The 11,184-nt window shown below is 69.6% G+C and carries 12 protein-coding genes; 5 read left to right on the plus strand and 7 right to left on the minus strand.

What is annotated here, in order from left to right; all coding sequences use genetic code 11:
- Nucleotides 1-7 precede the first annotated feature (7 nt).
- Together E8D38_RS04130 and E8D38_RS04135 are read left to right on the plus strand one after the other, a co-directional pair.
- On the plus strand, nt 8-979 hold the full coding sequence (locus tag E8D38_RS04130; protein WP_140626474.1) for a hydroxymethylglutaryl-CoA lyase: 972 nt from the start codon (nt 8-10) through the stop codon (nt 977-979).
- On the plus strand, nt 976-2,235 hold the full coding sequence (locus E8D38_RS04135; protein ID WP_140626475.1) for a CaiB/BaiF CoA transferase family protein: 1,260 nt from the start codon (nt 976-978) through the stop codon (nt 2,233-2,235). The genes E8D38_RS04130 and E8D38_RS04135 overlap by 4 nt, the downstream gene beginning before the upstream one ends.
- On the opposite strand, the gene E8D38_RS04140 is transcribed toward E8D38_RS04135, so the two are convergent.
- Nucleotides 2,232-2,846 carry a TetR/AcrR family transcriptional regulator gene (locus E8D38_RS04140; protein WP_181178915.1) on the minus strand — a complete coding sequence of 205 codons (615 nt, stop codon included), beginning with the start codon at nt 2,844-2,846 and terminating at the stop codon, nt 2,232-2,234. The two genes, E8D38_RS04135 and E8D38_RS04140, sit on opposite strands and share 4 nt — an antisense overlap.
- A gap of 91 nt (nt 2,847-2,937) precedes the next feature.
- Between E8D38_RS04140 and E8D38_RS04145 the strand changes: the two genes are divergently transcribed.
- Nucleotides 2,938-3,759 carry a metal-dependent hydrolase gene (locus tag E8D38_RS04145; protein WP_140626476.1) on the plus strand — a complete coding sequence of 274 codons (822 nt, stop codon included), beginning with the start codon at nt 2,938-2,940 and terminating at the stop codon, nt 3,757-3,759.
- Here E8D38_RS04145 and E8D38_RS29260 read toward each other — a convergent pair.
- A complete protein-coding gene (locus tag E8D38_RS29260; protein ID WP_281286080.1) occupies nt 3,735-3,860 on the minus strand; it encodes a hypothetical protein in 126 nt (41 codons plus the stop codon). The genes E8D38_RS04145 and E8D38_RS29260 overlap by 25 nt on opposite strands.
- Before the next feature lie 27 nt (nt 3,861-3,887).
- Between E8D38_RS29260 and E8D38_RS28175 the strand changes: the two genes are divergently transcribed.
- On the plus strand, nt 3,888-4,919 hold the full coding sequence (locus tag E8D38_RS28175) for a hypothetical protein (protein WP_181178916.1): 1,032 nt from the start codon (nt 3,888-3,890) through the stop codon (nt 4,917-4,919).
- Between the two features lie 72 nt (nt 4,920-4,991).
- On the opposite strand, the gene E8D38_RS04155 is transcribed toward E8D38_RS28175, so the two are convergent.
- The 3 genes from E8D38_RS04155 to E8D38_RS04165 are packed head-to-tail and all read right to left on the minus strand — an operon-like array spanning nt 4,992 to nt 8,186.
- A complete protein-coding gene (locus E8D38_RS04155) occupies nt 4,992-6,365 on the minus strand; it encodes a UDP-glucose dehydrogenase family protein (protein WP_140626477.1) in 1,374 nt (457 codons plus the stop codon).
- A gap of 11 nt (nt 6,366-6,376) precedes the next feature.
- Complete coding sequence (locus E8D38_RS04160; RefSeq protein WP_140626478.1) at nt 6,377-7,312, minus strand: UDP-glucuronic acid decarboxylase family protein; 936 nt, start codon at nt 7,310-7,312, stop codon at nt 6,377-6,379.
- Nucleotides 7,313-7,367: 55 nt separating this feature from the next.
- The gene (locus E8D38_RS04165; RefSeq protein ID WP_181178917.1) at nt 7,368-8,186 is read right to left on the minus strand and encodes a mechanosensitive ion channel family protein; all 819 of its coding nucleotides are present in this window, start codon (nt 8,184-8,186) and stop codon (nt 7,368-7,370) included.
- A gap of 97 nt (nt 8,187-8,283) precedes the next feature.
- On the opposite strand from E8D38_RS04165, the gene E8D38_RS04170 reads away from it, so the two are divergent.
- Complete coding sequence (locus tag E8D38_RS04170) at nt 8,284-9,084, plus strand: DUF4142 domain-containing protein (protein ID WP_181178918.1); 801 nt, start codon at nt 8,284-8,286, stop codon at nt 9,082-9,084.
- Between the two features lie 25 nt (nt 9,085-9,109).
- Here E8D38_RS04170 and E8D38_RS04175 read toward each other — a convergent pair whose 3' ends face one another.
- Nucleotides 9,110-10,072, minus strand: a complete 963-nt coding sequence (locus E8D38_RS04175) for a glycosyltransferase family 4 protein (RefSeq protein ID WP_140626480.1) — start codon at nt 10,070-10,072, stop codon at nt 9,110-9,112.
- Nucleotides 10,062-11,183, minus strand: coding sequence for a glycosyltransferase family 9 protein (locus E8D38_RS04180; protein WP_246099352.1), 1,122 nt, complete (start codon nt 11,181-11,183; stop codon nt 10,062-10,064). Before E8D38_RS04180 ends, E8D38_RS04175 begins: the two co-directional genes overlap by 11 nt.
- Between the last annotated feature and the right edge of the window lies 1 nt (nt 11,184).

Raw genomic sequence — 11,184 nt, forward strand, 5'->3', positions numbered from 1 at the left:
CAACCTCATGTCAACCGCCACCCCGCCCCGCCTGCTGGTCAGTGAAGTCGGCCCGCGCGACGGCCTGCAGAGCATTTCGCTCACCATGCCCACCGCGGAAAAAAAGGCCTGGATCAGCGCCCTGGCCGCAGCCGGCCTGCAGGAAATCGAGGTCTGCTCCTTCGTGCCGCCGCGGCTGCTGCCGCAGATGGCCGACGCCGCCGAGGTGGTGGCACACGCGCTGTCGATTGCCGGCCTGCGGGTGGCGGCGCTGGTGCCCAACCTGCGCGGCGCTGCTTCCGCCTTCGAGGCCGGCGTCCACAAGATCACGCTGCCGGTGTCGGTGACCGAAGCGCATTCGCTGGCCAACGTCCGCAAGACGCATGCGCAGATGATCGAAGAAGTGCGCCAGGTGGTGGCCCTGCGCAACGAACGCTACCGGCACGTCGAGATCGAAGCCGGCCTGTCGGTCGCCTTCGGCTGCACCATCTCGGGCAGCGTGAGCGACGACGAGACGCTGCGCATGGCCGCCACCATGGCCGAACTCGGCGTCGACGAGGTGGGCCTGTCCGACACCAGCGGCTGCGCACAACCGACCCAGGTGGGGCGCCTGTTCAGGCGGCTGCAGGCCGAGCTCGGTGCGCAGGCCGGCGGCGCGCACTTCCACAACACCCGTGGCCAGGGCCTGGCCAACGTGGTGGCCGCGCTCGACGCCGGCGTGACCACCTTCGATGCCAGCCAGGGCGGCCTGGGCGGCTGCCCGTATGCGCCCGGCGCCACCGGCAACATCGTCACCGAGGACCTGGTCTACCTGCTCGAGGCGATGGGCCACGACACCGGCGTCGACCTGGAACGCCTGCTCGACGCGCGGCGCATCCTCGCCGAGGCACTGCCCGGCGAGCCGCTTTACGGCCACCTGCCGGACGCAGGCCTGCCCAGGGGCTTCGTGTATGCCGACGGCCGCACGCCCCGCGAGACGGCCGGAGCCGCCTGCACATGAATCTCGTCAACGACAGCGATACCGGCACCGGCACCCTGCCCTATGCCGGCACCCGGGTGGTCGAATTCACCCACATGGTGATGGGCCCCACCTGCGGCATGATCCTCGCCGACCTGGGTGCCGAGGTCATCAAGGTCGAGCCGCTCACCGGCGACAACACCCGCCGGCTGCTCGGCTCCGGCGCCGGCTTCTTCCCGATGTTCAACCGCAACAAGAAGAGCCTCGCGGTCGACACGAAGGACCCGCGCGGCCGCGAAATCGTGCTGAAGCTGGCCGCCCGCGCCGACGTCTTCAGCGAAAACTTCAAGAGCGGCACGATGGCCCGGCTCGGCCTCGACTACCCGTCGCTGTCGAAGCTGAACGAGCGTCTCGTCTACGTCTCGCACAAGGGCTTCCTGCCCGGGCCCTACGAACACCGCACGGCCCTCGACGAGGTGGTGCAGATGATGGGCGGCCTGGCCTACATGACCGGTCCCGAAGGCCGGCCGCTGCGCGCCGGCACGTCGGTCAACGACATCATGGGCGGCATGTTCGGCGCCATCGGCGCGATGGCGGCGCTGGCACAGCGCGAGCGCACTGGCCGCGGCCAGGAAGTACAGAGCGCGCTGTTCGAGAACAACGTCTTCCTGGTGGCCCAGCACATGATGCAGTTCGCGGTGACCGGCAAGGCCGCCGCGCCAATGCCCAGCCGCATCTCGGCCTGGGGCATCTACGACGTGTTCACCGTGAGGGACGGCGAGCAGATCTTCCTGGCGGTGGTGTCCGACACCCAGTGGGCACTGTTCTGCGACGCCTTCGGCTGGAACGATCTCAAGGCCGACGCGCGCCTGGCCACCAACAACCAGCGGGTGCAGGCGCGCGACAGCCTGCTGCCGCTGCTGCGCGAGCGCCTGGCCCTGCGCAGCGCGTCCGAGATCTCGCAGGTCTTCGAAGCGCAGGGCTTGCCCTATGCACCGATCACCAGGCCGCAGGACCTGTTCGACGATCCCCACCTCATCGCAACCGGTGGCCTGGCACCTGTGTCGGTGCCGGCCGATGCCACCGGCGCGGGCCAGGCATTCGACACCCGCACACCGCTGTTGCCGCTGGCACTGGACGGGCAGCGGCTGCCGGTGCGCTCACCCCCGCCCGCGCTGGGGCAGCACACCGATGAGCTGCTGAAAGAGCTGGGCTATGGGGCGGAAGAAGCGTCGGATCTGCGGCGTGCCGGGGTGGTGGCGAATTGGGGTTCCGACCCGCGGCTCGCAGCTGCCTAGGACAACTCCTCCAGCACCTTCGTCACCGCCCGCACCAGCCGGCTGGCCGGCGCGGTGAGTTCGGCCAGCCGGTCCACCCGATCTGCCTCGATGGCCTGCAGCACCAGTTCGTTGATGCCGCCCACGATGCCCATGGCCATGTCGGCCACCAGCGGGTCCGACCGCACGCGCTTCGGCTGGCCGGCATACACCACCTCGACGATGAGATCGGCCAGCGCCCGGTTCACCCGGCGCCGTGCGGCCAGCCCTTCGGTGCCCAGGCCGAGGATCTCGATGAACAGCGTGCGCAGCAGCACCGGGTTGCTGGCCAGCGTTTCGAAATAGGCCCGCAGCGTCTGCTCCACCTGGCCGTGCCAGTCCTGCCGCGGGTCGAGCGACTGCCTCAGCACCTTGATGGCCTGGTGGCTGGCAGCTTCGTACAGCGCGATGAGGCATTGCGCCTTGCCGCCGAAGTGTTCGTAGAAGGTGCGCTTGGACACCCGCGCGAGCGCGGCGATGTCGTTGATCGTGGTGTCCGCATAGCCCTTGCCGGCCACGGCGTGCGACATCGCCTCCAGCAGGCGCTGGCGGTGTTCGGGCAGGGGCTCCTGCGCTTCGGTGGGCTTGCTCATGACCAGCTGGCTCTCATTGGTACTTGACAGTACCACAGAGCCCGCGGCACATTGGCGCCCATCGGTACCGTGCGGTACCAAGGAGATAACCGTGACCGACCTTGTCGTGCGCCGGCTGCTGATCGACCTGTCCGAAGCGTTCCCGCGCCGCTGGTTCGCGGGTGATGCCTTCCAGACGGCCTTGTTCAACGCGCTGTCGATGAGCTTCCCGGTGGGCGAACAGTTCTTCATCGACTCGGTACGCAACGGCTTCAAGGCCTTGCCGCCCGAACAGCAGCCGCGCTTCCAGGATGAAGTGCAGGGTTTCGTCGGCCAGGAGGCGACCCACCGGCGCATCCACGGCCTGTTCAACGAACAGCTCGACCGGCAGGGCTTCGTCAATGCCTGGGGGCCGCGCGCGGCGCGCCGGGTCGCAAGGCTGCAAGGCACCGACCCGCGGCATGCGCTGGCCATCACCGCGGCCAACGAGCACTTCACCGCCATCTTTGCCGAATGGATGCTCGCCCAGCATGCCCGGCTGGCCGGCGTGCAGCCGCGCCTGGCCGCCATGTGGCTGTGGCATTCGGCCGAGGAATCCGAACACAAGAGCACCGCGTTCGACCTGTACCTGGCACTGGGCGGCAACCATGCCTGGCGCGTGCGATGGATGCTCGCGGTGACCTTCTTCTTCACCTTCGACCTCATGCGCCAGACGGTGAACAACCTGTGGCGCGACGGCGCGCTGTTCAGGTGGAGCACATGGCGCGGCGCCGCATCGTTCTTCTTCGGCCGCAGCGGGCTGGCCCGTCAGTGTTTCGGCCCCTGGCGCGCCTACTTCGCGCGCCACTTCCACCCGAGCCAGCAGCACAGCACGCGGGCTGCGCATTGGCTCGCGGCCCACGGAGATCTCTACACGGTGGTGAGCCAGCGGTAGTTGCTCGACGGGTCTTCCTTCCATGTCTTTTGCTGCAGCCCGCAGGAATGCAGCTTGCCGTTCCAGTTGCGCTGGCGCGCGTTCAGAAAGCGCCAGAACACACACTGAGGCGATAGAAAGGACAGACCATGAACCCGTACAGCAACTATGGAAACGGCCGCCGCGGCGGCAGCCAGGACGACGAACGCCGCTACGGCATGGAGGGCCAGCGCGGCGACCGGTGGCAGGGCCGCCAGGAACAGGAGCGCTACGGACAGGGCGGCGGCCGCGAGCAGGAGTACGCGCGCGGCTACGGCGGACCGGAAGACTGGCGCGCCGGCGGCTGGGGCAGCGACGACCGCGACTGGGGCGGCGGCGGCTCCCAGCAGGGCGGCTCCGGCTACAGCGGCGACTACTACACCGGCCGTCGCGAGTTTCTCGATCCCGCCCGTGAAGGGCGTTCCGAGGGCGGCTATGGCGGCAGCCAAGGTGGCTACGGCGGCCAGGGCGGCGGCTTCGGCGGCAGCCAGGGCGGCTATGGCGGCTACGGCGGCGAACAGGGTGGCTATGGCGGTCAGCAGGGTCGTTACGGCGCGAGCCAGGGCGGCTACGGCAGCACGCAGAGCGGCTATGGCAGCAGCCAGGGCAGCTTCGGCGGCAGCGGCCGCGAAGCCTATGGCGGCAGCCAGGGCGGCTACAGCGGCTATGGCGGCCCGAGAGGCGGCGGTTATGGCGGCGGCCAGCAAGGCGGCTGGGAAGAGCAGCAGCGCGGCGGGCGCGAATCGCAGTGGGGCCGCGAGCACGAAGGCGGTCGCCACCAGCATTTCGACCCCGACTACCACCAATGGCGCAGCGAGCAGATGCGCACGCTCGACAACGACTACAACGAATGGCGCCAGGAGCGCTACAAGAAGTTCTCCGACGAGTTCGACCAGTGGCGCAACCAGCGCCAGCAGCGCGGCGGCGGCGCCGGCATGAGCGGCCAGCAAGGCAGCAGCAGCGGCGCGGGCAGCCTGGGTGCTGCGGGGAGCACGAGCGGCGCAGGCAGCTCCGGCTCCTACAGCGGCAGCGACTCCGACACCGGCAAGTCGTCCACCAGCATCGGCGGCGGCAGCAGCGGCACCTCGGGGACGGGTTCGTCGTCGACGTCTTCCTCGTCGACCGGCCGCAAGTCCAGCTGAAGCTCAAGCGAAGCAGCCAGCAAGAAGGGCGCCTCGCGGCGCCCTTTTTCCTTCCCGGTCGAGGCGCAGGCTTCAGCCCACGCCGCCCACCACTTCCACCGCCGGCTGCAGCGCGCCATCCGGCCGGCCGATCTGGATCACCCGCAGGCCGTGGCGCGACCAGTGCAGCGCATCGACCATGTTGCGGCCGTCGAACACCACCTGGTCGGTCAGCTGCTGCGCCACCTTCGAGGCGTCCACCTCGCCGAACTCCGGCCACTCGGTGCAGATGGCCAGCGCGTCGGCCTGCGAGAGTGCGGCGTCGGCACTGGCACACCAGGCGACGGCGCTGCTGTGGCCCAGCAGGGCCGCGGCCTTCGGCGCGGCCACCGGGTCGTAGGCGCGCACCTCGGCACCCGCGCCGATGAGCTGGCGCAGCAGCACCAGGCTCGGCGCCTCGCGCAGGTCGTCGGTGCCCGGTTTGAAGGCCAGGCCCCACACCGCGATGCGCTTGCCGCGCAGGCCCTCCGGCCCGCCGTAGAAGTGGCTGATCTTCTCGAACAGGCAGCGGCGCTGCCGCTCGTTGACCTGGTCCACCGCCTGCAGCAGCCGTGCGGGCAGGCCCAGGTCGGCGGCCATGCGGATCATGGCCTTCACGTCCTTCGGGAAACATGAACCGCCGTAGCCGATGCCCGCATGCAGGAAGTGCGGGCCGATGCGGCGGTCGAGCCCCACGCCCTTGGCCACCTGCTCCACGTCGGCGCCCATCAGCTCGGCCAGCGACGCCACCTCGTTGATGAGGCTGATGCGGGCGGCCAGCATGACGTTGGCGGTGTACTTGGTGAGCTCGGCGCTGCGCGTGTCCATCACCAGCAGCGGGTGGCCGCGCTCCACCAGCGGCGCATACAGCGCATGCATCAGCTCGGCATCGGCGCGATGCGACACGCCGACGATGATGCGGTCAGGGTCGAGGAAGTCCTCCACCGCGCGGCCCTCGCGCAGGAACTCCGGATTGCTCACCACCGGCACCCGCCCGGCGATGCCGCGCTTGCGCAGCTGTTCCTGCAGCGCGGCCTCCAGCCGCTCGCAGGTGCCCACCGGCACGGTGGACTTCACCGCCACCACGGCCGGCTGCTGCAGCTGCTGGCCGATCGCATGCACCGCGTTCTTCACCGCACCCAGCTCGGCATCGCCGTTGTGGCCCTGCGGCGTGCCCACCGCGAGCATCACCACGTCGCAGCCCTGCAGCGCGAGCGACAGGTCCACCGTGAAGCCGAGCTGGCCGCGCGCCTGGTGCACCGCAATCAACGCGTCGATCTCCGGCTCGTAGAACGGCACCTCGTCCTGCATCAGCAGCCGCACCCGCTGCGGGTCGATGTCGTAGCCGGTGACGCTGTGGCCCAGCTCGGCCAGGCAGGCCGCGGTGGACAACCCCACATAACCCAGCCCCAGTACGGCAACTTGCATGGACAACCCGATCAATGAAGGAGGTGGCGGAAGTAGTCGATGGTTTCTCGCAGGCCGTCCTCGAGACGGACCTTCGGCGCCCAGCCGAGCTGGCGGGTCGCATGTCGGATGTCGGGGCAGCGCATCTTCGGATCGTCGGCCGGCAGGGCCTGGAACACGATGCGCGAGCGGCTGCCGGTGAGCCTCAGCACCAGCTCCGCCAGCTCGAGCACCGGCCGGCAGTCCGGGTTGCCGAGGTTGAGCGGGCCTTCGATGTCGGCATCCATCAGCAGCAGCACGCCTTCGATCAGGTCGTCGACATAGCAGAAGCTGCGCGTCTGCTCGCCGCTGCCGTAGACGGTGATGTCTTCACCGCGCAGCGCCTGGCAGATGAAGTTGCTCACCACCCGGCCGTCGCCGGGCGCCAGGCGCGGGCCGTAGGTGTTGAAGATGCGCGCGATGCGCACTGCCACCCCGCGCTGCAGGTGGTAGGCGAAACACAGCGTCTCGGCGCAGCGCTTGCCTTCGTCGTAGCAGGCGCGCGGGCCCAGCGGATTCACGTTGCCGCGGTAGTTCTCGCTTTGCGGCGTGACCTGCGGGTCGCCGTAGACCTCGCTGGTGGATGCCTGGAACAGGCGTGCGCCGCGGCGCTCGGCGAGTTCGAGCAGGTGGTGCACGCCCAGCACGCTGGTGAGCGTGGTGTGCACCGGGTCGCGCTGGTAGTGCAGCGGGCTGGCCGGGCAGGCCAGGTTGAAGATGCCGTCGACGTCCTCGTCGAGCGGCTGCACGACGTCGTGCTGCCGCAGGTGGAAATGCGGCTTGCGCAGCAGGTGGCCGAGGTTCGCCTGCGAGCCGGTGGAGAAGTTGTCGACGGCCAGCACGTCATGGCCCGCCGCCAGCAGGCGATCGCATAGGTGGCTGCCCAGAAAGCCGGCCCCGCCCGTGACGAGCACCCGTTTCGTCGGCATGGAGTCTCCTCTTGTTGACGTCCTCCAACAGCAAGCGGCGTTCCCTGCGCCGGCCTCATGCGTTCTTGACCTCGTGCGCGCGCAGCTTCTCGCCCACCGCGAAGTTCAGTTCGCTCAGCACTTCCTGCCGCAAGCGGTTCTCGGCGCTGAACCACACCGTCAGTTCGAAGTTCATGGCCGCGCCGCCGAGCGACAGCAGCAGCACCGCGGGCTCCGGCTGCTTCACCACGTCGGGGTGCTCATGCGCCGCTTCGAGCAGCAGCCGGCGCACCAGCGCGATGTCGCTGCCGCCGGCCACGTGCACCGGCACGCGCAGGCGGATCTGGTAGTCCATGTAGACCAGGTTCACCACGTTGTCGGTGATGAACTTCTGGTTGGGCACCAGGATCGCGATGCTGTCGTTGGTGATGATGGTCGTGCGGCGCGCGCCGATCTCGTGGACGGTGCCCTCGACGCCGGCCACCTCGATGCGGTCGCCCACCTTGATGGGCCGCTCGAACATCACGATCAGCCCGCTGATGAAGTTGCTGATGATGTTCTGCAGGCCGAAGCCGATGCCCACGCTCACCGCGCCGGCCACCACCGCGAAGGCGGTGAGCTTGATGCCCGCGTTCTGCAGGATCAACGCGATGCCGATGATCAGCACGAGGTAATGGACCATCGAGCCGATGGACTGCCGCAGCCCGGCATCGACGTTCGCATGCTGCAGCACCTTCCTCACCGCCCAGCGGTTGAGCCAGGCGGCCATGTAGAACAGCACGATCAGCGCGATCACCAGCTTCACGAACGACCACAGCGTGAAGCTGGCGCCGCCGAGGGTGAACAAGTGGATGTCGAACCTCTGTAATTCGTCGCGTAGGAACTGCCAATCCATCGGGGGCCTTCTTGCTGCGCAGGGTGTGGGAATCAGCAATACGGGCACGTGTTGTGCCGGACGAAAGGGGTGCAGTCGAAGCAGGAAGGAAGACGCCATGCGTTTGCGACGAGAACACATCACCACCGGGCTGGCCGTGGGCGCCGCGGTCATCGTGACCGCGCTGGCCACCGGCCTCTGGTCGTTCGGCGACCGCCCTGAAGAGAGGGCCGTGGCGCCCAACCCGCCCACCACCAGCGACAACCCGCAAGGGTCCGAGCAGGCACACGGCAAGGCCGAGGCGCTGGATCCTTCGTCCACGGCCACCGGCTCGGGCATCGGAGGCGGGCTCACCGGCCAGTCTCAGGCGAGTGCGGATGCTTCGCAGGCGAATGCCGGTGCATCGCAGCAGGGCACGCTCGGATCGTCGGGCACCAGCACGCCGCCGGCCAGCACGCTCGGCCTTGCCGACCAGAACTTCGTCACCTCGGCGGCCGCCGCCGGCGTCTACGAGGTCACCATTGCCCGCACCGCGCTGCAGAAGGCCACCGACGTGCAGGTGCGAGCGTTCGCCGACATGCTGGTGCAGCACCACACCGCGGCGAACGACCAGCTCAAGGTGCTGGCGGCCAAGAAGGGCCTGACCGTACCCGCGGAGGTTCCGGCCGGCAAGAGGCCGACGCTGGAGCGGCTCTCCATGGCGCAGGGCCCGCAGTTCGACCGCCAGTTCGTCGAAACGGTGGGCATTGCCGACCACAAGGACGACATCTCGATGTTCGAGCGGGCGGCCAAGGAAGCGCGCGATCCGGAGATCAAGGCATTCGCCGAACGCACACTGCCCACGCTGAAGGCGCACCTGGCTGCCGCGCAGAAGCTGCCGGTGTCGGCAACGCCGGCCAACGGTGCGGCCAGCCGCTGAGGCGCTCCGGCGCCGTTGCGCCCTGCTACTGCGCCACCGTCTTGAACACGGTCAGCCAGTCGGCCACGAACCGGTCGATGTTGTAGCGCTCCTGCGCCAGGGCGCGCGCGCCGCGTCCGAGGTGCTGGGCCTCGCCAGGGTCGCGCAGCAAGCGCTGCATCGACTCGACCAGCGGCTCGATGCGCGTGTCCACATAGCCCGACTCGCCGTTGCGGATGACGCTCGCGAGTTCGGTGGTGGCCAGGCCCACGATGGGCAGGCCCACCATCATGGCTTCGACGATCGCGAGGCCCAGGCTGGTGTAGCGGATCGGGTTGAAGAAGAAGCGGTGCTTCGCCATGAACGACGGCAGCTCGTGGTTGGCCACCTCGCCCTGCCCGCCCAGATGGCGCAGCCGTTCGGCGCCCATGCCCACCAGCGCGATGGGCACGCGCTGCACCACCTGCTCGTACACGTCGAGCCCGAGGCGGCGGCCGCGGCGGTCGAGGTTGTTGACGACCGACACGCCCTGCAGCACTTCGCCGGTGTATCGCGCGCCGGCATCGAGCAGCCGCACGCCATGCTCCACCACCCGCACCGGCGTGCAGCCGCTGTCCCACATCAGCGCGTTGAACGGGGTCACGTGCACCAGCAGCATGTTCGGGTCGTCGACCCAGTGGCGGGTGTTGGTCGGGTGCTCCTGCGGCGGGTCGTGCTCGAGATAGACCGCCGGCAGCCGCTGCTGCGCGGGCGACAGCAGCAGGTGCCGCTCGCGGTCCCAGGCGTCGCGCGACTGGTACAGCACCACGTCGAACTCGGTGTCGCGCACCGCGTCGGCCATCACCTCGAAGACGTTGCCGCCCCACGGCAGCGTGCCGCTGCGCCCGGCATGGTGCGGGCTGCGCGCCGCGTCGGTCACGAGGTGGAAGTCATGCGGCACCTGGGTCAGGTAGTACAGGTAGTTGCCGTGCACATGCCAGGTGAGCACGCGCAACCTTCTAGTGGACATGGGTGACTCCGCAGGCAAGTTGGAGCAGCGCGGCTTGCGCCACCTGCTCGGGTGTGACGGCCCGTGCGCATTCGTGCGCGGTGGGGCAGATTTCGTGGGCGCAGGGCCGGCAGTGCAGGTCGTGCCACAGCACGTGGTGGCGGTCGCGGTCCAGCGGCGCCCAGCGCGACACGTCGGCGCCGCAGCTCACCACCACGCTGCGCGTGCCGAGCGCCGCGGCGATGTGCGACACCGAGGTGTCGTTGCACACCAGCAGGGCAGCGCCCTCGACGAGCGCGCCCAGCTCCCACAGGTTGGTGCGGCCCATCATGTCGATGCAGCGGTGGCTCATCGCGGCCTGCACTTCCGCGCCGATGCCGCGCTCGCCCTCGGTGCCGGTCAGCACCACCGCCCAGCCGTGGGCCGCCAGCCGGTCGGCCACTGCGGCAAACCGGCGGGCCGGCCAGCGACGCGAGCGCAGCTGCGCCCCCGGATGCAGGCAGACGTAGCCGCCCCGCGGCGCCTGCCCGTCGGGCCAGCGCTGCGAGAGACTCGTCCGGTCGGCATCGCACAAGGGGAACTCGAGTGCGCTGCCGGTGCGCGGCAGGCCCAGCGCATCGAGCACCTGCTGCAGCCGTTCGATCTCGTGGCCGGCCTGCGGCCAGGGGGCAAACAGCGCCGGCTCGGGGCAGTAGCGCCCGGGCGTCACGAAACCGGCCAGGTGGCGCGCGCCGCAACACGCGGCAATCGGGTTGCTCAGCTCGCCGCTGCCATGCAGCTGCACCAGCAGGTCGAAGCGTCGCTGCTGCGCGTCCTTCAGGAACTGCGGCAGCGCCTGCAGCTGCGGTGTCGCCTCGGGCAGGCCGGGGAAGCCGGGAAAGGCCAGGAAGTCGTCCACGCCAGGCAGGCGGCGGGCCAGCTCCCGCGCCCAGGGCAGGCCGATGAGCGTGAGCCTCGCCTGCGGATACGCCGCGCGCAGCGCCCGCAGGGTCGGCACGGCACACAGCATGTCGCCCAGCATCAGCGCACGAAAGACGCCCAGTCGGGACACCTCGCCGGCATCCAGGGCCGGCGCCGCCGTGCGCATGAAGCCCGGCGTGGCGGCGCGCTGGAGGGAGGCGGCGGCCGGCACG

The sequence above is a fragment of the Methylibium rhizosphaerae genome (assembly GCF_006386545.1).
Lineage (GTDB): Bacteria > Pseudomonadota > Gammaproteobacteria > Burkholderiales > Burkholderiaceae_C > Pseudorivibacter > Pseudorivibacter rhizosphaerae.

Excerpts from the sequence above, each read along its gene's own strand:
- E8D38_RS04160 (WP_140626478.1), bottom strand. The coding sequence starts at position 7,312 with ATGCCGACGAAACGGGTGCTCGTCACGGGCGGGGCCGGCTTTCTGGGC.
- E8D38_RS04175 (WP_140626480.1), bottom strand. The coding sequence starts at position 10,072 with ATGTCCACTAGAAGGTTGCGCGTGCTCACCTGGCATGTGCACGGCAAC.
- E8D38_RS04170 (WP_181178918.1), top strand. The coding sequence starts at position 8,284 with ATGCGTTTGCGACGAGAACACATCACCACCGGGCTGGCCGTGGGCGCC.
- E8D38_RS04165 (WP_181178917.1), bottom strand. The coding sequence starts at position 8,186 with ATGGATTGGCAGTTCCTACGCGACGAATTACAGAGGTTCGACATCCAC.
- E8D38_RS04155 (WP_140626477.1), bottom strand. The coding sequence starts at position 6,365 with ATGCAAGTTGCCGTACTGGGGCTGGGTTATGTGGGGTTGTCCACCGCG.
- E8D38_RS04135 (WP_140626475.1), top strand. The coding sequence starts at position 976 with ATGAATCTCGTCAACGACAGCGATACCGGCACCGGCACCCTGCCCTAT.
- E8D38_RS04140 (WP_181178915.1), bottom strand. The coding sequence starts at position 2,846 with ATGAGCAAGCCCACCGAAGCGCAGGAGCCCCTGCCCGAACACCGCCAG.
- E8D38_RS04130 (WP_140626474.1), top strand. The coding sequence starts at position 8 with ATGTCAACCGCCACCCCGCCCCGCCTGCTGGTCAGTGAAGTCGGCCCG.
- E8D38_RS28175 (WP_181178916.1), top strand. The coding sequence starts at position 3,888 with ATGAACCCGTACAGCAACTATGGAAACGGCCGCCGCGGCGGCAGCCAG.